Origin of the sequence: Sphingobacterium sp. MYb388 (assembly GCF_037479535.1) — a bacterium.
In the GTDB taxonomy this organism is placed as follows: Bacteria; Bacteroidota; Bacteroidia; order Sphingobacteriales; family Sphingobacteriaceae; genus Sphingobacterium; species Sphingobacterium anhuiense.
Map to the genome: position 1 here is coordinate 1,322,549 of NZ_JBBGYV010000001.1, position 21,895 is coordinate 1,344,443.

Genomic DNA, 21,895 nt, shown 5'->3' on the forward strand with positions numbered 1-21,895 from the left:
TGATCCCATTTATTAAGTAGTGCATATATCCTAATTTTTGATTCTATAGGTCCACGATCTATAGTAGCTGGAAGCCAGTTTACATTATTCGATCTTTACAACTCCCTACGTTGAGATTATCGATTATAACCACAGGTAAATACTTTTAAAGCGCCATTTTGGACTTGTGCAAAAATTTCAATATAGCTTTTCACAATTCGACCTCCTAGCATCCTTGGTTGCCATACAGGTCCAGACTGCTGTAGTGAACGAAGTATTTGGTTGCCTACCGGATCATTACCCATTAACATTTGGATATTATTCATATATCCTTTCTCATCAACTATACCTTTAAAAAGATAATGAGTTTCTTGATTTATATTTTTAATGCTAGGAATATCCCTATTTAAATTTTCTTCTAGTACAGCGTTACCTTTTTTGTAACTAGCATTGAATCCTTCATAAGGGACACTGGAAAGTTCCATTTGAACTTCAGTTCCTTTATGCAACCATTCTGTAAGCATGTATTTTAGACTATCTTTTGTCAGTATTGCAGTTATTGTGTAGTTTATAAATTCATTTTTTTCATCATATCTTTTATCAATTATTTTTAAGTCATATATTGGATAATCTGGTATTTTTAAATTGGGATAGTCCCTTTTTAAAAGGAATAAATCACCTGGAAATTTTAAATAGAAGTAGGATTTTCTATTTTGTCCGGCTTTCTTATTTTCATATTTAAAAAAAAGTTCTATAGGTTCATTTTTGTCGTAGTTAATAATTAAACTATCTAAATCTTGATTTTTTTCAAAATAATCTGAGTGACAATTATTTAATCCGCTAATAGTCAATTCTTTTAGTCTATAAGATTGAGCAATACAAAAGTTACTACTTAGAAATGTAATGGTAAGTAGTAAAAACAAAAATATTTTCATTCTATATAGTATTTTCGGTTAGTCATATATTAAAAGTTATATTGTGTAATACACAATATCGTAGGAATAAAGATTTGTATCATCAATAGCTGTAATATGATTTTCTGTAAAAGCAGTGAATGATACGTTGTCTTGAATACTAGCATTATCCGTTTTTTATGAGTGTAATTATCTGCACCATTTACTATTGCTGAATGTGCTATAAATCGATCCTCTGAAGATTTATATCTGTATCTATATTCCAATGATCAATTTTTGGTCAATGCATTTTAACTTAATTATTATTCAATAATTTCGCTAGTTTTTTTGGTGTACTAATACTCATTGTCCCGTCATCATTTTTTTCTTTTATGAAACATTCATAGTTTCCATTAAAATACCAAAAGAAATCAAGAGTTATATTACCTGGGTCTTCATCAAAACATTGTTCAACTGTCGGATAGATTGTTACGATAACGTCTAAGATATCAGCTTCTGAAATGGGATATAGAAATGCAGTTCCTTTTGTTGGTAAAGCAATCAAAGTTCCAAATTGTCCAATAGTGAAGTCTAAATCTTGTTCAATTAATAATGTATATGAACTTGAAAAATCGCCATTAAGTAATACAAAGACATCGTATTTATCTTCATATGTGTATTGTTTAATTTCTATTTCTTCTTTTCTTAAGTTATTTTTTGCAATTTCAAATAATTGGATTTCATCTACTTCCCAAAGATATACTTTACTTTTTTCTACATAATGAAATTGATCTTCAAAGTCAAAGACCAAAAATGTCAATAAATTGGGATAGCTTTTTTGATAAACGAAATCTTCATTGTTGGGTAAAATATCGTCTGTTTTCAGTAATATTTTAAGAAATTGCTTTGCATAATCAAAATCCTTGTAAAGATAGGTGTATGCTTTTGATTGGTCTTTTAATTTACTGAAGTGCGTTTGTATTACAATATCTTGTTCCTCATTATTTACTTGTATGTATTTCCTTAGAAGGTTGTCTAAATAGAAATGTGCTTCTATGCTGTTTTCTTTTTCATATACAATGTCACCATTGTTAAAACTTACAACTTTATAACCTAGATCCTTAAGTGTTAAAAGACATTTCTTCAGAAAGATTTCATAAGATTTTTCGTCTATAAGGTTTGAATAATCTTCAGGAAGAATGGTTCTCTTTTTAAAAATATTAAACATTGTCTATTGTTGTGATCCGTTTTAAATTAATGCCAAGAACAATGTTGGTGAAACAGAACTTTTCATTACCCTTGTCACTTATTCATGTATTGGTAAAACTAATATATAAAAAAATGATCAATCTGTCTAAAAACTAATATAATACTCACATAATATAAAATTTTTGTTTGAAAAGAAGCTAAAAAAGCAACAATTGAAGCGATGGGTTTACCTTTAGAACAAATTGAAAGAGTTACCGGTCTTACCATTGAAGAGATTGAAAAGCTGAAATAAATCATATAAATCATATCGGTAAAACGCATAAAGCCATTCTGTCAAGAATGGCTTTATACGTTTTATACCATCCTTACGGCTTCCCGTATTTTTTAATCAAACCGATCCTTTATTTTCGGGTTTTTAAAATAGTATTCATCATACACCATGATCGTTACCAGTACCAATACCATCGAGGGGAGAGAAATCTTGCGTTATTTTGATCCCATTTCAGCAACAGCTGTTATTGGAGCCAATGCTCTGAGTGAAATAGGAGCTAGCTTCGTAGATTTCTTCGGTGGGCGCTCCCGCAATTATGAAAACAAACTACAGGAGCTATATAAGAGCGTAGTCGAGTCTTTAAAGCAAAATGCACGAAGTTACCGGGCAGATGCCGTTGTAGGCTTCAGCGTCAATATTGATGAGCTCTCGGGCAAAGGAACTCAAATGTTTATGATCACCGCTATCGGTACACCTGTATTGCTCAATGAAATTAAACATATACAAGCAGAAGCGGTGGGTGGAGATATCGATGGCTCTGTTATTAAGAACAAAGTCAAAGCAAGCTTGATCATAGAACGCTATACCGGTATCTATACCATGGACAATGCTACAGCCGAATTTATAGCCACATCGCGATTGACCGAATTTGTACCCTTGCTATTTAAAGCGATGAATGAAACAGGGGAGGATCAAGTATTCAAAGACCGTCAAGCCACGCTCTTCCGTTATTTTGATTTCCTGGACAAAGATCAAGCTATAGCCATACTCTATGGACAGTTACTGTCGGATGATTTAACCGGAGCGCAGTTTAAGATCATTAGCAAAGCTATCAGCAGTTCCAACCTTATCGATTACGATCAACTGGAGAAACTTTTAGCAGGATCTTTATTGGCAAAAAAGGCAGCATTGAAGGTGCTTACCTTAGACAAAGACTGGTATTCAGCTCAAGATATTGCCTATCTACAGACATTGAAAGGAGAGGGCTTGGTACAGCTATTTCAAGAAGTAGTTACAGTTAAAGAATCAAAAGGAATGTTTTCATCGGGCAAAGAGGTATGGGAATGCTTATGTGGCAATAGCAACAAGCTGGATGCTACAGCATGTAGTTCTTGTACCAAAGATAAACGAGGCTTCGGTGCTGAGGGATTAAAACCTGAGGCTGTGCAGAAACTGATTAACCGGAGATTAGCGGTTATTGAAGGGATTTAATGGTGAAAACAACTATTTTACTTTTTATTTTTTAATCTTTAATTTTCACGGTATATTGTGGTTGATTTTGAGAATAAAATATTAATCTAATAGCCACACGTCTTCTGCATGCAGTACATTAATTACTGATTTGCCAAAAGAAGTAATGTAAGATTTATTTATTAGTCTGAATTAAATAACCAATTGATTAACCTTTATGGAACAACTACTATTACTTAATAATTCAAGTACTGTATCTTTTGATGATAGTAATCCTAAAGATATTAAAGTCTATATCGATGGAAAAGAACATGATTTCGGGGAGAGTACAGAAAATCGACTTGAATATGCTATTGCTACGAAAAGAAAAAAATATTCACAGACATTAAATAATCAATTTGAAAATCTATTGTTATTAACAGGTGCAGGTTCATCAATAGGATGGGGTGTAGGTGATAAAATAGGCAAATCGATGGTCAATTTATGGGATGATGTAGACCAATTACTTAAACCTGAAGTTTTTGGAAAATTAATTTCTAAAATAGGATATGATGAGCGTTGGGGAGATGGTACTATTATAAAAAACTTGGAGAAGGTTTTATCTATGGCAACTCCAGCCATTCCTTACATATCAAAAGACGATATTGATATTGAAGCTTGCGTAAATAGGATAAAAGCATATATTAAAGATGCTTGCCAGTTGAGTTTGCCAGAGAATTCTCCTCATACTGTTTTACTGAATAAAATAACAAAACGTAAAGTCACTCTTCCCAGATTTAAACTATTCACTTTAAACTATGACATGATGTTTGAACAGGCAGCATGTGAAAGTAATTTCGTTATTATTGATGGTTTTTCATTCTCTCAACCAAGGATATTTAGTGGACGTAATTTTGACTATGATATTGTTTCTAGAAATCAAAGCCGTGTGAAAGAGGAGGACAATTTTATCCAAAAGGTATTTCATTTATATAAATTGCATGGCTCTGTTAATTGGGAGAAACAAGAAAAGAGAATTGTACAGAAAGATCAAACAGAAAGTCCTTTAATGATATATCCCCATCAGTCAAAGTATGAAAGTTCATATGAACAGCCTTACTTTGAAATGATGTCAAGATTTCAAACATATTTAAGAAAAGAAAATGTTTTTCTAATAACTGTTGGTTTTAGTTACGGAGATAAGCATATTGTAACGGCTATTATTGAAGCTCTTGAACAAAATCCAAGCTTTCAATTGATGATAATAAACCGCGGAATTGATGAAACAAATGAAAATCTCAAACCATTTATAGAAGCTGCATCTAAATATTCAAATATTTCTATAGTTTCTGAAACTTTTGAGGACTTCTCCAAGCATTATCCGGATTTGAAAGCTTACAATCAAGATGATAATAGAAAAATAGTAATAAACATACCTAATATTTAGACATGAGTATCAGTCCATTTAATCATAGTCACTTTTTAGGGTATGTTAACTTTGTTTCTCCCGCTTTTATAAAAGTGCACTTTCCTTCATCCGTATTGATGAAAACATTTGTTCATCATGCAGAAACGATGAGAGGAGGTTTGGTTGGTAATTATATTGTTATTGAAGGAGAAGAAAAGGGATTTCTCGGTAAAATGTTAGAAATTTCACTACCCGAGAAAGAACGTTTAGAATTGAGTGAAAGAACTTTCTCAACTAAAGCCTTTCATCCTGTTGGAAGGATAGAGGTACTTTTATCTTTTGACTTATTTGAACCAAGTAAAATAGAGAAAGGTATTAATAGTTTACCTCTTATTGGATCTAAAGTTTTTATATGTTCAGGAGAGTTTCTCGCTACACATTTTAAAACGTTTGGAATAAAACCAGAGAATATAATAGATTCACCGACTTTCCGAATGGGAAATTTGATCTATGATAAAAATGTTCCTGTAGATATTTCTTTACAAGCTTTATTTAGTAGACATTGTGCAGTTGTTGGTACTACTGGAGGTGGGAAAAGCTATACAATAAGTAAATTTATTGAAGGGGTTATAGAAACAGGAGCCAAAGCTATAATTTTAGATCCAACGGGAGAGTATTCTACATTCGATACACATAGGAATGTAGCTCATTCAGTATTGATTTCCGAAAGTTATTTCCCCTATCAAAATTTATCTCTTAATGATCTTTTCGTACTATTTCGGCCCTCAGGTCAAGTACAACAACCAATTTTATTAGAAGCTATAAAATCATTAAAGGTAGCAAAATGCTTATTGACAAATATTCCAAATAATGGACATACTAAAGATGGAGTAAATGATGTTTTTAATTTTAAAGGACAACATACTGTTGTTAGTAATGGATTGGTTGTTAAACAAGGGAATTTTACAGCAGCTTATAATAATGCTTATTATATATATAAAAATATTGTAGAAGATTTTGCTTTTAATAATTTCGATATTTCTTTATTACATCGACAAATTGGAAATGAATGTTTTCAAATCTTTAATGATCGATGGTCAGGAACTAGAGATGAGAGAAATTATGGAAATGCTACCAGTTTAATTATGAGGATCAATAATGTAATTTCAGACGCTGATTATTCTGGAATGTTTGGATTTAATAACCCTACAACTTCAAATCTTATAAATCAAATTGAAAATTTCTTAAAAGATCCAAGTATCAACATTCTAAGAATTGGATTTGAAAATGTTCCATATAATTTTCAAGTAAGAGAGATATTAGCCAATTCATTGGGCAGATATTTATTAAATAAAGCACGAACGAATGTATTTAGAGATGATCCTCTAATATTATTTGTTGATGAAGCTCATCAATTTTTAAATAAAAAAATCAAGGATGAATATTTTGAAAGTACAGAATTGAATGCTTTTGATAATATAGCAAAGGAAAGTCGCAAGTATGGTTTGTTTTTATGTCTTTCTACACAAATGCCTCGAGATATTCCAGTTGGTACTCTAAGCCAAATGGGAACATTTATTACCCATAGACTAATCAACTACCAAGATAAGGAAGCAATTGCTAGTTCCTGTTCTACAGCAAATAAAGAAACCTTAGCATTCTTACCTTCGTTGGGTTCAGGAGAGGCAATTATAATGGGAGTAGACTTTCCAATGCCAATATCTGTTATGGTTGACCTTCCTGAAATAACACCTAGATTTAACACACCTAAGTTTAAAATTAAACAGAGGCAAGTATAGTATTAGTGATTTCTGCAGAGTAATGAAGGTTTATCAAAGAGTTTGAGATATTATAAATAATAGGACCTTTTTTAATAAGGAATAATAAAATTTGAATTAATGAACATTCTTAGAGAAGATATAATAAGTGCATATAAACAATTGAAGAGTTTTCTATATCATGAAAATCTTCAAATTTGTGCTACAAAAATAGTGGATTTTGAAAGTGATTTTGAAAATAATATTGCCACAGTATTAGATTATTTGAATTCTAGCACTTCCCCAGAATGGGGCAAAAAGGATACATATTTTACTATCATTAAAAATTATGATGCAGCTAATGGAGGTTTAGTTTTTACTGATGTAAAGCAACGCTGGAATTCTGTGAAAAATAATATTAAAAATGTAAACTTTAGGATTATCTCTGATCTTTCAATTGAAACTCACCTTGTTTCCATAATTTGGATTAATAAAGTTGCTAAACAATATGAAATAAGATTGTCATCTTCATGTTATGGTACACGGTTACAAAAACAAGACGATAATAATCTGGGAACCAAATTATTTACAAATTATTTACACGATTACAAAAATTGGCAAGTTAGTGGAATAGAGTCTATTAAGAATGAATTTAAGAATGGTAAAGGCGTTATAGCAGTTACAGCTGATATTAAAGCTTTTTATCATAATGTCGATTACAAAGTAATAAACGACCATGAATTCTATAAGAATTTATCGTCTGATATTGAGTTCACTTCCGATATGCAGGACATTTCAGATAAGGTGTTTTTTTTAATAGATAGATGGAGTCAAAACGTATATTCTGAGCTTTCAAATAAAAGTAAAAGTACATATTATTTAGAGCATGTTGGACTTCCAATTGGTTTACCTCTTTCAAAAGTTTTGGCAAATCTCATCTTAAAAGAGTTTGATGATAAAATTCATGATGAACTATCACCTGTCTATTACGGGAGATACGTTGATGATTTATTCTTAGTAATCAAAAGTAATCCAAAAATTAATAGTAGAAATATTTTTTGGGAGCATTTGAAAAGTCGTCTAGATTTAGAAATTAGTGGTGACTGTGCTAATGTAGGCTTAAATCTAAAAAATGCAGGAAAGTCAGATTTTAATTTCAATATTGATAAAGAAAAGTTTTTTTATTTGGATAGTAAGTATGGGAAAAATCTTGTAAAGGACATTGAAGAAGAGCTAAACAAAAACAGTAGTGAATGGAGATTTGTACCTGAAAATGGAGAAGCTCTTGAAAGATTGTCCGAAGAGATTTTAACAGCCTCTACGAACTCAACAGAACCAACAAATAGTTTACGTAAATCCGATGGTATTAGTGTGAGGAGATTAAAGTTTGCACATTATATTAGTACAGTGGAATCATATGCCGTTGATCATCCTTATAATTTCTGGAAAGAAGCTATTAAAAAATTGACTGAAATTGTTAACTCAATCATTATTGATCCCTTTACTATAAGTGATTATATTCAATATTTACCACGATTTTTGAGATTGTTGGTTTTTTCGAAAAATGAATATTTACTTAAAAGTGTAGAGAATTCCCTGATTTGGACTTGTACAGAGTTAAAAACTTTAAAATCTGACGAAGATAATGATGGTGTATCACAACAGGCTATAAAAATGGCAGATTATATAAATCAAATTATAAGCGAAGCGAAACTAACTGGTACAAATTTTTTTAAAGATTATGTTTCTAAGGGATTCGCTGGTGAAAGTTTATCATATTTTTTATCAGATTTACATTTTCTCCCTCTGAATTCTATATTTACTAACTATGGTTTTTTGCTCGAGCGATTTTTAAATGAAAGTAAAACAGAAAGCTCCAAATATGAATGTGGTGATTATTCACATTTAAAGAGTGCTTTAGATTTTAAATTTGCTCAAATTATTAAAAGTAAAGATTTTCTTTTAACCAAAGCAAATGAGAAAGTAAGTAATTTTGGTTTCTTTTTTTACACGAGACCATTATCCATATTCGGAATATCACAAGCTGTTGAAAACTTTGTTATTCATAAACCCTTTTTTGAATGCTTATGTAAATTATATGATAGAGTAGTAGTATATCCTGATATTAAATCTATTAACAATGGGCATGAAATTAATATTTTGAACATTAATAAAGATAATCCAAAGGTAGCTTTGTCAAGCTATTTGTTGAATTATGATAGTTGGTTAAAAAGTGTTAGAAAATTACCTGAACCAGACGGGACCCGATGGAATAGATTATATAATTTAATGAATGAAATCTTAAAAAGTAAAACCAAATCAGATATTGTAGTTTTCCCTGAATTGTGTTTATCTGAATTTTCAGTATCTCAAATACATCGGATGATTAGACAAAGTTCAATTATTTTTATTGGTGGAATTGATTATAAATATGATAGGACGAATAAGACTGCTATTAATAGAATGGTCTATCTATTACCCGTAAAAGAAGGTAGAACGATATATCATCTCCAATTAATTCAAGAAAAAGCCATTGGTGCGATTCATGAAATGGCGGATTTAGAGAGGATTGAAGGTTTAAGGTTGATATGTACTAATCCTGATAAGTATATTATTCGATATAGTGGTTTTTCGTTTTCATCGCTAATTTGTAATGAGTTTCTAAATATAGATTATAGGACGAAATTAAGGGGGGAAGTAGACGCTCTATTTTTATTAGAATGGAATCAAGATCTTGTCTATTATAATTCATTGGTAGAAGCAACTTCTAATGACTTACATACTTTTATCGTGCAAGTTAATAACTTGTGTTATGGTGACACGAGATTAAGAGGTCCATACAAAGAAGATTATGAAAGAGATGTTGCTAGAGTAAGAGGTGGTGAAGTAGATTATTTTGTCATTGCTAAACTTGAAACTCAAGCCCTTCGAGAGTTTCAAAATTATCATATTTCACCAACAAAAGTGGGAAGTAAGTTTAAACCAGTGCCAACAGGATTTGAAATATCTTATGCTCGTAAGTTAACAAAATAAATATAATCACATTGACTAAAAATAATATATGAATTTTAAATTATGGAAGAAATTATAAATTTTATAAAAGATCATCAAATGCTTTCAGGAAGTATTGGTGTTATTGTTGTTGCAATCATAAGTTTTTTTATAAGTAGTAAAAGCAAGGGGTCGGTTATGCAGAAACAGAAAAACGCAAATAACTCGAAAGGATATCAGGCAGGGGGAGATATTAATATAAATGAGAAAAAATAGTGTCAATTCAATTAAAAATATGATTTTTTATTAGTTTAACAGGGTTTATAAAATAGTTTTGTTGTATTTTTTACTTAATAAAGTATGAGTTTAGTCGATAATTTAAACCAAGAGTCAGGAGAAAATTCTCTAAATTATCAAGCGGGTAAAGATATTGTAATACATAAATATGGCTTAGAATATAAAGAGGTTAAAGATATTGTTGAGTTATTATTTGATAAAAACTTCCCGAAACTTCAAGAAGATGCTTTAAAGAAGGCGGAGGGGTTTGTTCAAGATTTTTACACGGAGTTTGAAGAAAAATTAAAGGAGAAAATTGATAAAGTTGATATAGAAAAGCTGAGCGATCCTGATATTCAGGCTGATCTTAATAATGCTATAAAAAGTGCTGCGCGAAAAGGTTCTAAAGGAAATCTTGATATATTAGCTGAACTCCTATCAGAAAGATTGGAAGTTGATACTACTGAAATAGTTTCGATGATGATCTCTGAAGCGATTAAAGTTGTTCCAAATCTAAATAAAAAGCATATACAGTTTTTGACATTTTTATTTGGGATTAAGCATTTCTGTTTTAATAGAGACACTCAGGCTCCTTCATTGGATGCTGGTAAGAGACTTCTTTTAAGAGATTTGGAGTTAGTCAAAGAAATAAATTTGACTGATATACAAGTGTTGGAATTTTATGGCTTGATAAGGTATTCAGAAATAATTATGGAGGATCTTACTTTTGAAGATATTCGTAATAAGTACGATATTTTTTCTACTATTTCTAAAGATACATTTGAACAGCATTTAAGAAATGAATGCCCCTCTTTATATTCATATTTGGAGCTGTTCAAAAATAAGGCTGGCGCTAATATTAAGATCACTCCAGTTGGTAAATCTATTGCTATTACTTTTTTTAATAATGTGCAAAACTATTATAAAGCTGAGCATGAAAGATTTATTTATTAGAAATTTTTATTTTGAGAGCTAGAACTGCTAAATAGATATTGATTGGATGTTTAATTAATATTATGTTCTTAATTAAAGTAGAGGTTGTAACTTGAACTGTGTCAGTGGAATAATAAGATAAAAGTTGTTAAATTCAATTATTCAAAAGACAAATGCGATCTAATATTTTTTTGATTCATTTTGAGACATCAGCTTCATGACGATACGCACACTGAAATTAGCTCTCAATTGAGGAGTTTTGATGCGAGACATAATTTGGCTTTTTACAACAAGTAGATAGATTCCTGTCTAAAGATTCATCTGAGTAAGTACAATAGCATTCTTTCACGTGAGACACCTTCGTTTATTTCCAAAATTGAGTTGTACTGTTTGTGATTTTTTCTTAATAATAGGTATTTTGATTCACTTTTTTTATAAATCCAGTGGCACAAAGCTCGAATTATTGGTATTTAAAACTGGTGCACTTTCGCTCGGAATGGTTGGTGTACATTCTCCGGAATATTCAATTATATTTGACTAACTAAAATATAACTATTTGACTTTATGAAATATAACCAAACTATAAGTTTTAAAATTAACACGGCATTTGCTTTATGGGTGATATTTTGCTTTTTAATAATTCTAGGGGCTATTTATGGTCTATTGAAATGGTATATAAAAGATAATGAGTATGACAGTGTAATGGCAGCCATAGCTTTTGTTGGGTTAGTTTTGACCATATTGACAGTACTTGGTGTATTTTTTAATTACCATTTATTAAGAGAACAGATTGAAACGCAAAAGGGGGAAATAGTTGAAAGTAAAAAAGATGTTGAATTTAATCGAGCTTTGGATATTATCTACAAGCAGTTGGAGTATTCGATTAAAATATGGACAGTAGATGGAATTACTAAATCAAGTTTGTTTTCAAATAACATTAAAGATCACTTAAAGCACTTGAGTATTCATAAAAATGACTGTGTCACACAGTTTTTAGTTGGGAATTTTAATTTCGTTGTTTGTGATCTCGAAGAGTTTAATGGATTTATAGGGAAATTTGATAATATGCTTAATATTTACAGAAAAATCGTCGAGAATGAAAGGTTTGATAGTACTCAGAGAATCATTTTAATGGATATCTTGAATGAAAATATTTACCAGCAATTCCGACAGTTTTTTTCAAATACGAAGCAGCTTTACAAAACTTATCTTAGGGATATTGATCGAGAAAATACACAAACAAATGTTACTGCATGGGGTGATGAAAATATTAAAGTAAGCCTTCAGAATGGCGCTAAGACAATCGATAACATTATAGCATTTTTTGAAAAACAGTAGGTGCAATTAGTATTATCTCCTTTAATAGAACAAATACATATTACTTTCATTGAACTCTATCGCTTGTTGGATGGTAAAGGGCTTTGACTGATGTTTATAAATCACACTGTGTATTTCATTGAGCAAATTTTCGTGATGGAATCTGTTATTTTGTTTTTCATCAGACACAGGGATAATATTTTTAATTTCATGTAGTATGTGCTCACATGTTATTAAGTTCGATTTTTGACCTATACTGACAAGAGCTCGTGTTACCATAGTGTGCGGTTTAAAATATCCATTGAATACAGCATCATAATCAGTTAATGATAAGGAGTATTTTGCGATTGCAATTAAATCTTCTATTGCATCTGGATTCGTAAAACTACCATAGTCATCATTGTAATATGTATCTCCACCATCCGACTTCGTGTTGAATACAATGTTTTTTAATAATTCAAAAGCTAATTCTCCGTTACTTTTAACGAGATATTTAATGATTTGAGCTTCTTCCAATAGATTTCTTTTAATCAAAAGCTCGTGATTTCTTGTCAGAAAATTCTTGACAAAATCATGTTCTCGAAGAGTTAACAACTCATTTAATATAAATGGGAGTAAATAATAATCCTCATATTTATCCAAATAGAGATATGCTAATTCTTTCAAAAATGAACTGTCATTCAAATAGAAGAGCTTTAATAGCTGCTTAGCATAATCATAATTCTTTGCTAAAATAGCATTCTTCACATCTTCTTTAATTCCATATAAGCCTTTATCAAATGGAATTTCTTGAGCGTGTAGATATTCCAGCAGTTGTATTTTAGTCTGCGGCGTCTCGTCAGTGCTGAGTTTAATTAGTACCTTTTCCTTAACTTTCTCACGACCTATAAAATCCGCAATAAAGTTGAAGTCAAAAGAACGGCTATAGCTGCTGAAATCAATTAAAGCAATCAAGAAATCTTCGGAAAATCCCGTAAATTTAAAATAACGAAGTAATTCTAAGAATAAGTATATTGTTTTGTTTTCTGTTGTGCTTAGGTCAATTGATGGGTCTTTTAGAAAACGATCCACTACGTGTTTATTGGAGAATACCCATTCTTTAAGCAGCTGTTGTTGCACATCCGACACTTGAATTCCTGTTTCTTCATTCTTCGGAAGTGCTTGAAATATACTCTCTATACGCGAAAGATCATGCTCAACTATTATTTTGTCAAGCTCATTTATGGTTAATTTTAATCCATTAGAATAACCTTGACGTAAAAATTTTGAAAGAAATATTTTCGCATACTGGCTGATACTTTTTTGAAGTTCGAAGTCATCATAATACTTTTTCCAAAACTTATCAATATCTGCATAACATAATTCCTCAAGCTCATAATAGTTAAAGATATTTTCCATTTGCACCCTTATTAGAGCAACATCAAATTTTACGTCAAATTCTCGTTGTGCACTGTTATTTTGAAATTCATATTTCTCAATTGCAAGTTTGTTTGAATCTTCGATGCGATCATTAAATTTAAATGAGCTATTGGATTCAATATATTCTTCAAATTTTACAGCACTTGACACGTTCGGATAGGAGAGTCTGCTGCGCATTCTTATTATAAAACTATCTTTTAGCGTACCATTATTGTAATAGTCTACTATATGATTAAACCAATCCTCATGCATTATTAATGCTATAAAATAGAGATTGCTGTTTTTCTCCGTTTCTACTGAAAGAAGCGTCTTGAAAATTTCCTCATTAATTAGACATTTTTTTGTTAAATCAGATATTAGATGCTCTTCCATATGGTATATCTTATCAGTTGTAATCACATCTAGGATAATATCAATTAATCTTTCTCTTGCATTTGTTTCGGTGAGTTTTATAGTGGCACCACAATGTGTAATAAACTGTTCTATATATTTTTCCCTTAGCTTGTCATTTCTTAACCATTTACTGATAAAATCAAATATTGTTAACAGGTTATTTGTATCTTTTATAGAGGTGAAAATATTGAAGATTTGTTCTTTTGTTGAAACAACAGACGCATATTTCGATGAATATGTCCATGGTTTTTCATTTATACATTTTTTCAAAATATCCATTATGAAATCTTGATGCTCAGAAAAATTATTCGCATCTATCTGAGATACCACTGTATGGACGAATTCTTTGTAGTCATACTTCGCTACAAATTTGGTCGTGTTTTTTAATAAAGCATTCTTTTTTACTTTTTCAGCTCTATGAACCAACGAGAGTGTCTCATCCATTAAATGGAGAAAATCTTCATTGTAACTTTGAAATTCACTCATAATTTGAGTTAACAAAGCCGCTATGTTATTCGTATTTGACACAGTAGCCAAAGACATGTTGTTTAGTAGTGATATCGCAGTTAAACGCGCACGTATATTCACATTCGTGTCTAATGCTTTATCAAACAAATAATCGATATTGACTTGGGTATCGCCAAATTTTCCGACAGTCTCCCGATTAGAAATCCATAGTGTTTTTTCAATACAATGTATCTCAAAATAGCGTTGAAGGCTAGTGTTTCGAATCGTATCAGATACTAACTCCGCATCACCTTGAAATATCATTTCTATATCGTTTTCAATCAACCAGGATACCAATTCATCGTAGGTTGATTGATTCTCAAATTCTATATTTAATAGTAGTGTAACCACGTTGTGCCAAGAAGGATGAATTTTATTAAGGTGACCGTCAATTTTTATAAGTGTCAATAGTTCGCCAAATTCCATTTTAGATAAAATATCCGCAACAAAATACTCTTGTATATTCTTCAGTTCGAAGCTCCATTTTTTATCTATAGATTGCTCTATGAAAGGATTCTTGGTTAAGATATTTGTATCCTTTATAAATGCACGTGCTTTTGAATCTTCAAAAGCTGACATTTGCATGATTTCCATAGCAAAAGCAAGAGTTTTCGCGGAGATGAGGTATTCACCGCTACTATAGATATGATTTCTAAACTTATCACTTTCATCCTCGATCAAACGATTTTCAATGTATTGAGCAATTAGTTTAGATCGAGATATTTCGAGCTTTTCATGCTTTAGATAGTTATTTCCTATCAATTCAAGATAGAAGGGACTTTCTAGCAGATCATGGTATTTCAAAAAATTAAAATCCCTATGTCTCTTTACAAAATCTATATTATATTTATTGGCTAAAAAGCTAATTGCCTGACCATCTATAACAGGGTTCAGATAAACGGTATTAAAGCCAGTTAAATCCTTTACAATTTTGTTGTAAATACTAGTCCTGCAGCTAATAACAAATTTAATGGTGTTATTATTCGTGTTATTTGTACTTAATTCGTCAATAAAGCTTCTTAATTTATTACTAAAATCAACAATATCATATACTTCGTCCAATCCATCCAAGACAATTATCAGATAGGGGATACGTTTGTATTCTATCGGCAAGAGATTGATGATAGTAGAACTTGAGTTGAAATTCTTTAGTGAAGTATAAAAGGGAACTTTATTCCTCTCGTTACGATTCTCCCATCCATCTAGTGCAATTCTTTTCAGTTCTGTAGTTTTACCAGAGCCAGGATTCCCCAAAACCATTATTCCATATTCTGATTCAGAAAGTAACGAATCTTCATTAAAAGTATAGATCTCTTTATTCCAATAGAATTCCTCAAAATGCTGTGCTTTTCTGAATGTTCTATCAATATGATGCGGTGTGTAGTTTATTGATCCAATAAATTTGATCCTATCCAGTTCTTTGATGTCAAAATCAACTGAGTTAATTTGTGAATCATTCCATTGAAAATACTTTTGTGCGTTTTTTAATAAAGAGCCAAAGTATTTCTGTATAACATTTTCTGGAATTGACGACATTAATTTTTCCCAACTCCAATATTGGACATCGATATTGTACTCCTTACTTAAGCTGAAGCATTCATCATCAATACCTGTGTCAGACAAAAATGATGATGCAAGTATAAACTTATTGAATGAAAGGTCTTTTTCATTTTTATATCTATAGAAAGATTCAAAATCTTTATGCAATTCTTTAATCAAATCTTTTCTAATTGAAGTATTTGAAGAATTACCTATTGACCTAAGTTTACATTGAATAGCTGTAGTTTTTTCATACGATACGACATCCATCCCAGATTGATTTTGACCATTTCTTCCATATCTTGCATAGCTTTGAGTTTGTTCTATTTCGTTGAAATAGTCCGCAATGAATTCTTCAAAAGTACTATCGTCTTTAAATGGTGGTAATATTTGGAATGGTTGTAAATGTGTCACTTTATTATATTATTAATTTATCAAAGTAGGGATAGTCTGCTCTTAATGGTATAAAATATACAAAATAGTCTCCAGTGGCAGTTCAATTTGCAGGACCTTCGGAGTACACTAATTTTATGGAAGCAAATAAGGCAATTCCTTGTAACATTTCTCGATTGCATTAACTAAAGTCGAAATTTCTTCCTTACGCTTTTCTGCGTTGATGACATAGAATGTTTCTTTTTTAGAAAAGTCATTAAATTTTATATTACCAATCTCTTTTGCGATTGGACCCCATTTTTGATTTGTTAAGTCACATAATGTAAATCCTTTGGAGTCATTTACAACCTGTAGATCTACACAATTCAAGATGAATCCTATACCCAGCTTTGTGGTCGAATTACCTTTGTTATGCGCTACCTTAGTTATATCCTTTACTTCCGGTGTCGCAGTTATTTGATATACTTTTATTATAGATAAAGCATCTTTTAATTCATTAAAAAAATCTGCAATAGTATGCCATTTCACATGGTTGAATATTTTAACAGCTTTTTTAGTGAAATACTGTTCTCCAACTTCAAGATTCCAAGCCTCATCGATTTGATCAGAAATCACCCTTTGATTATCTTTTGCGATGCTTACATCGCTGGTTAGCTTTGTTACCAAGTCTCTATATTGTAGTATAGATTGCGATAAAAAAGGACTCTCCAGCTCAGCTTCCTTAGCACATAGCGTTAGCCAATGTTTTATGTCTTTATTGTATTCTATTAACTTTAGTTTTTTAAGTGGTACATTACCAAGGCTTTCTGGATTCGGGCTATGTCCATTTAAGGTTAGATAAACAACTTGAATTACATCTCTTTTGAAGTCTATTTTACCCACTTTATTGTCACCAGTCGAAATGGTGTTGTAGTACCGTTCCAATTGCCCTTTGTATCCATCAATATTTTTAGATTTAGAGACGTTATTCAGTTCATCAGAATGGTTGCTATCACCAGCATAAATTTTATTCTCTATAATAATGGCATCTTTGTCATTGTAAATAATGATATCAATGTTATGAAACTCTCTTTTTATTCGATAGGACTCAGCACTTAATTCAATATTTAAAACCTCCTTAATAAAAAGCTTGAAAAAACGATTATTAAATCCATGCTGCTCAGTTGCAGTCAATAAGAATGCAATAAATCGAGAATGTAATCTGGTTTCATCATGCCCATCATGCAATGCTGAGAAAATATTGAATTTCTTTGCTTCTTGCTCTTTAAGTTGATTCTCAAAATGTTCTTTTAGTTTTTCCATTAAATTTAAATCCATTTTCTTGTCCGCTCTGCAGGCCTACCTATATCAATGTGAGAAGGGCAGGTACTGTTTCACCCTTATTTTAAGCTGAAGTTAGTAAAAGGATCACTATGAATCAAATTGTTGTTCTTTTTGTTAATCTAAATACAAATCCTCAAAATTTGCCTCAATCTTCCTGCGCAGCTCCTCACGTTGCTTGCTTGCCATAGCGAAAAAATATTGTAAATAATCTTCTACAGCTTTAATTTCCTCTTCTCTAAAGTACTCTTTATTATTTCGTGCAAAATCTCTTATACGCAAAATCACCTTTTGCAATCTTAAGGATTTGGTCTCCACTGCATGATTAATAAACCCTGCGAAAAAGCGCATTTTTTCATCCGTCGGATCCGGTTTGACCAGATATTTATAGGTTTGAATAAGGGCATTATCCATCTCCAACTTTATATTAATATAAGTTGTCCAAATATGATTGGGGATTGCCGCAAGGTTTTCACCATTGCTGATCATTTCGATGTGCTGTTCTAAGATCGCGCCGCATTGATCTTTTAATGCATCAGAAATGTTATCAAAAAAATATGTTAGAAAATATCTGCATCGGCGATGCTGATTTCCGAGTTGATCGATTAGAAAGATAAAAATGGATAAAATTTGTTCATCATTGCATTGGTTTTTCAAAATAGATAAAATAGTATTCTTATCAGGCCAATTACATGGGCCAATTATTTTAAAGCCAAGGTAGTAAAACAAGAATGTCTTTGTAGCAACTAAAAAACAGCAGTTATCAGGCAATTCTAAAGATTTTGCAATGACTGGGTTCCATTGACCATAATTGTTATAAGGAAGATCAGCAGTAGGTGGGTAATCGTAAAGCAGAACAAGTATTGATTTTAGGAGATTTTTGTCTATGTTTGCAATTATCCAGTCAGGGCTTTTATCCATCAATGTTCCGATCTGTAAAAGCTTTCCACTTAGTATATCGGGGCAATTATTACTAGTGACAATGATAGCTTTATACCCAATTGGTTCTTTTAAAAATAATCCCTCCAATAAGGATTGTTCATCTTCCGAGAAACTTATCCAGTTAAAAGTAATGATCCTTAAAAGGTGACCGTGGAAATGTATATTGGGAAGACTGTAAAGTGTATTGGTCAGTTCTGTTCGTTGGTCAATATTGAAATTCTTAAGATTATGATTATAAATGGTCAATATGCACCTTGAAATATGGCTTTCATATGTTTGTCTTTCAATAAAATGATCCTTGAGCCAATTAACCCATGCAAAAGTCATTTTGAAAAGCTTTTCATTGTCGTTAACTTTCGCGTGTAGAATGGCATCGGTAAATCTAGCATTTTGAATACGGATATCTTTAGGCAGGTTTTTCACAAATATTGGCGTGAGGTCGGCCCACAAATCCCATAATTTGGTCACGGCAAACTCCTCAACTTCATTTTCCCAATCAAATGTGAAGGATGTATGTCCTGAATTGAACTGCGTAAATAAATCAAGGGCCGCAAGAGAAGAAAACCTATTATCAAGAAGGTTCTTCATTTTTGCAACAACATCTACTAATACAGCATCATCTTCAAAATATGCGTATGCCTTTAGTAGCCCTTTTAGTAATTGGAACTTGATAATGGGTCTGTCATCAACAAATAACCATCTGTTTAAAGGGTATGTTTGATCATTCAAGCTCGCGGCTAAAAGGTATGCCGCTTCTGCAACTACAAATTCTTCATCATACCTCATGAAAGGCTCAAGTAATTCTAAAGGATGGTCAATTCTTAGCTTGGAATGTCTCGAGCTCCTATTTAAGTGGTTTAGCATATCAAAGGCATCAGGAGGAGATAGGTGGGGCGGTGCACTTTGATACTGTTCCCAAATTTCATTAGCATGTAGTCTGCCAAATAATCTATCTGCAACCCCGTCCCCGAAAGAAAAATACTCTTGATTGGGAATGAAAGCAACTCCATTCTGATAATAGAAATCGGAACTAAAGTAATCATTGCTCCTTATCCAACTTTCGATTAACTCATTCTGCTCCTTGGTAGCAAAATTTGTAAATTTAACTATATAGTGAAAGGCTTGTGTCCGTACGTTTACAAACGTAGACTTGAGCGCTGTTTCTGCGATACGTAAAAGTTTTTTGGCTGTACCTGTACCTTTATCTTCTTTAAAATACTCCGCAATTATATAGCAACTCTTGATTCCATTGATAGCAGTATTTATACTTAAGCTTCCAGTGGCTTTTTCTAAGATATTCAGAATGCGCTTTGTAGCGAAAGGATTATTGACTGCATTTAGCAGTCTTTTGGCTCCACTTTCATATATGGAGTGAGAAAAAGCAAACTCGCCATTGCGAAACTCTACCATCCCCATGCGAATCAGGCTATCTAAACAATCCTCGATATCCTTTGATATAGGTGGTAATTTGTGGTATTGAGCTAATGTAGGCTGTTGTGATCTACCTCCCCCTATAAAACGCATCCCCAAATGATATTCTTTGTCGTTTAATCCTGGAGTATATGCTGTATCACTATCTACCAAGAAACGTAGTTCCTGCATGGTAAGTCCGTTGATATAGGTGCTGGTAATCGCCATTTGCAACATGATGTCAATAATTGGTTTACCTGATTTTAAGATTTTAGCTTCTATATCTTGAGATTTGAAATTTGCGAGATGCCTTACAGAAGTTTCGCTTAGAGTTTCTATGAGATGTCCATTGCGTTGTAGGAATCTGAGCTGACCCGGTTGCAAAAGTGTGTCTTCTGGGTCGTTTATTAGAATATCAGCAACAATCTTATTTAGCATCTCATTATGTGTAGATTGCTGGTAGCTTTCCCATAGGGATCGTAAAAATTTTCGGTCGGTAATTGTTACATTTTTCCAAGCATCCCGAATGACTTCATGCGTTGTTACCACAGTTAGTGCTTTGAGGTTGGAGGTGGTTATAAGATATTTTCCATTTCTTGAGATTACTTGGTGAAGAAGAGTTTCAAACTTGTGGTAATCTCCAGTTGTGTTATCGTTATATCCTGTACCAAAAGGATCATCCAATAGGCACAGTCTGGTTTCAGCACTGTTATCAAGAAGGAAATTCTCTGCTTCCAATAAATTACTGGTAAATCTGAATGACAAATCAGGTACCTTTTCAAAAAGTTTATTAGTAAGATAAACAGCCATCGCACTTTTACCGCATAGCGAAGATCCAGTTAGCAGAATGTGCTTTTCTGTGGATAAAAAAGATATTAAGGAATCTTCAATTCCAACTTCAATATAGGAGCGGTCAACTTCTGGTAAGTTTTCTACAGTACGCCGAATGGCAATCTGGAACAAACTAGCAACATTTACGCTGGTACCACGGGAAGTTTTTATAATTTCTATAAGTTGATGTAGTAGTAATTCCTGTCTTGTCGATGGTATTCCTGTTTGGGAAAGTATTGAAAAAATTTGCGACTTTACTAATTGGGGATCGGCATTTTCCAATACAAAAACTGTTTTCAATATGTTTGGTAGATTATTTGACTTACGTATAGCTTCAACCTGTCGCTTAACAAAATCTTTCCGCTTTATCTCTGCTTTTGATTTGGCATTAGCAAATACTTCTTCTAAGGCTTTCAACAATTCGTCTTGCCGGTCAATTTGAGATTCATTAATGACACGATTAGTAATCGATCCACTTTGAAGTAACACACCCAAGTCTATTGCAAAATCACCAGCACGAGCATTACTAACCAGACAAAAAGATGAAATACTTCCCGATGATAGCTTCGACAGAACATTAGTATTCGAAGAATAAGCATCGAATTTAACTAGACATTTAGCTAAAACTTTAATATCCAGCATAGCCTTGCGTTTCTTAAATTGAAAGTCGACAGATCGGCCTATACCAAAATTAAAAGCCAGATCTTCCCTTGCCATTTCTTCAATGTACGCTTCTAATGATGGCTCATTCTTAATATAAAGTAAAATTAGGTAAGAACTAATTAGGTATTGGTATTCATAACCTTCTGGGCCGGATATTGGTGCTGACATTTATCTCTTGATTTAGATAAGCAAAATAGAAAATATTTGCTATATCTACATATATTCGAACCTATCCTTCTCAAGAAGGTATAAAAAAGCTGTTTTCAAATTACTT

At 32.0% G+C, this 21,895-nt stretch carries 12 protein-coding genes; 7 read left to right on the forward strand and 5 right to left on the reverse strand.

The window, feature by feature from the left end; genetic code table 11:
• Nucleotides 1-116: 116 nt before the first annotated feature.
• Together WH188_RS05760 and WH188_RS05765 are read right to left on the reverse strand one after the other, a co-directional pair.
• A complete protein-coding gene (locus WH188_RS05760) occupies nucleotides 117-914 on the reverse strand; it encodes a hypothetical protein (protein ID WP_339423490.1) in 798 nt (265 codons plus the stop codon).
• Nucleotides 915-1,188: 274 nt separating this feature from the next.
• On the reverse strand, nucleotides 1,189-2,100 hold the full coding sequence (locus WH188_RS05765) for a hypothetical protein (protein ID WP_339423491.1): 912 nt from the start codon (nucleotides 2,098-2,100) through the stop codon (nucleotides 1,189-1,191).
• Between the two features lie 420 nt (nucleotides 2,101-2,520).
• On the opposite strand from WH188_RS05765, the gene WH188_RS05770 reads away from it, so the two are divergent.
• The 7 genes from WH188_RS05770 to WH188_RS05800 all read left to right on the forward strand — a co-directional run bounded on the left by WH188_RS05770 (nucleotide 2,521) and on the right by WH188_RS05800 (nucleotide 12,225).
• A complete protein-coding gene (locus WH188_RS05770; RefSeq protein WP_339423492.1) occupies nucleotides 2,521-3,564 on the forward strand; it encodes a heavy metal-binding domain-containing protein in 1,044 nt (347 codons plus the stop codon).
• Nucleotides 3,565-3,760: 196 nt separating this feature from the next.
• Complete coding sequence (locus WH188_RS05775; protein ID WP_339423493.1) at nucleotides 3,761-4,969, forward strand: SIR2 family protein; 1,209 nt, start codon at nucleotides 3,761-3,763, stop codon at nucleotides 4,967-4,969.
• A gap of 2 nt (nucleotides 4,970-4,971) precedes the next feature.
• Complete coding sequence (locus WH188_RS05780; RefSeq protein ID WP_339423494.1) at nucleotides 4,972-6,729, forward strand: ATP-binding protein; 1,758 nt, start codon at nucleotides 4,972-4,974, stop codon at nucleotides 6,727-6,729.
• 99 nt (nucleotides 6,730-6,828) lie between these two features.
• Nucleotides 6,829-9,720, forward strand: coding sequence for an RNA-directed DNA polymerase (locus tag WH188_RS05785; protein WP_339423495.1), 2,892 nt, complete (start codon nucleotides 6,829-6,831; stop codon nucleotides 9,718-9,720).
• 42 nt (nucleotides 9,721-9,762) lie between these two features.
• A complete protein-coding gene (locus WH188_RS05790; RefSeq protein ID WP_339423496.1) occupies nucleotides 9,763-9,954 on the forward strand; it encodes a hypothetical protein in 192 nt (63 codons plus the stop codon).
• An 84-nt stretch (nucleotides 9,955-10,038) separates the two neighbouring features.
• A complete protein-coding gene (locus tag WH188_RS05795) occupies nucleotides 10,039-10,908 on the forward strand; it encodes an LPO_1073/Vpar_1526 family protein (protein ID WP_339423497.1) in 870 nt (289 codons plus the stop codon).
• 543 nt (nucleotides 10,909-11,451) lie between these two features.
• Entirely contained in the window at nucleotides 11,452-12,225 is a 774-nt protein-coding gene (locus tag WH188_RS05800; protein ID WP_339423498.1) for a hypothetical protein, read from the forward strand.
• A gap of 21 nt (nucleotides 12,226-12,246) precedes the next feature.
• On the opposite strand, the gene WH188_RS05805 is transcribed toward WH188_RS05800, so the two are convergent.
• The 3 genes from WH188_RS05805 to WH188_RS05815 form a co-directional block, all read right to left on the reverse strand.
• Nucleotides 12,247-16,476: an NACHT domain-containing protein gene (locus WH188_RS05805; RefSeq protein ID WP_339423499.1), complete on the reverse strand. Its 4,230-nt coding sequence runs from the start codon at nucleotides 16,474-16,476 to the stop codon at nucleotides 12,247-12,249.
• A 114-nt stretch (nucleotides 16,477-16,590) separates the two neighbouring features.
• Nucleotides 16,591-17,757 carry a PDDEXK-like family protein gene (locus tag WH188_RS05810; RefSeq protein WP_339423500.1) on the reverse strand — a complete coding sequence of 389 codons (1,167 nt, stop codon included), beginning with the start codon at nucleotides 17,755-17,757 and terminating at the stop codon, nucleotides 16,591-16,593.
• A 135-nt stretch (nucleotides 17,758-17,892) separates the two neighbouring features.
• Entirely contained in the window at nucleotides 17,893-21,789 is a 3,897-nt protein-coding gene (locus tag WH188_RS05815; RefSeq protein WP_339423501.1) for an nSTAND3 domain-containing NTPase, read from the reverse strand.
• Nucleotides 21,790-21,895 lie beyond the last annotated feature (106 nt).

Excerpts from the sequence above, each read along its gene's own strand:
- WH188_RS05815 (WP_339423501.1), bottom strand. The coding sequence starts at position 21,789 with ATGTCAGCACCAATATCCGGCCCAGAAGGTTATGAATACCAATACCTA.
- WH188_RS05785 (WP_339423495.1), top strand. The coding sequence starts at position 6,829 with ATGAACATTCTTAGAGAAGATATAATAAGTGCATATAAACAATTGAAG.
- WH188_RS05800 (WP_339423498.1), top strand. The coding sequence starts at position 11,452 with ATGAAATATAACCAAACTATAAGTTTTAAAATTAACACGGCATTTGCT.
- WH188_RS05760 (WP_339423490.1), bottom strand. The coding sequence starts at position 914 with ATGAAAATATTTTTGTTTTTACTACTTACCATTACATTTCTAAGTAGT.
- WH188_RS05765 (WP_339423491.1), bottom strand. The coding sequence starts at position 2,100 with ATGTTTAATATTTTTAAAAAGAGAACCATTCTTCCTGAAGATTATTCA.
- WH188_RS05780 (WP_339423494.1), top strand. The coding sequence starts at position 4,972 with ATGAGTATCAGTCCATTTAATCATAGTCACTTTTTAGGGTATGTTAAC.
- WH188_RS05775 (WP_339423493.1), top strand. The coding sequence starts at position 3,761 with ATGGAACAACTACTATTACTTAATAATTCAAGTACTGTATCTTTTGAT.
- WH188_RS05810 (WP_339423500.1), bottom strand. The coding sequence starts at position 17,757 with ATGGAAAAACTAAAAGAACATTTTGAGAATCAACTTAAAGAGCAAGAA.
- WH188_RS05790 (WP_339423496.1), top strand. The coding sequence starts at position 9,763 with ATGGAAGAAATTATAAATTTTATAAAAGATCATCAAATGCTTTCAGGA.
- WH188_RS05770 (WP_339423492.1), top strand. The coding sequence starts at position 2,521 with ATGATCGTTACCAGTACCAATACCATCGAGGGGAGAGAAATCTTGCGT.
- WH188_RS05795 (WP_339423497.1), top strand. The coding sequence starts at position 10,039 with ATGAGTTTAGTCGATAATTTAAACCAAGAGTCAGGAGAAAATTCTCTA.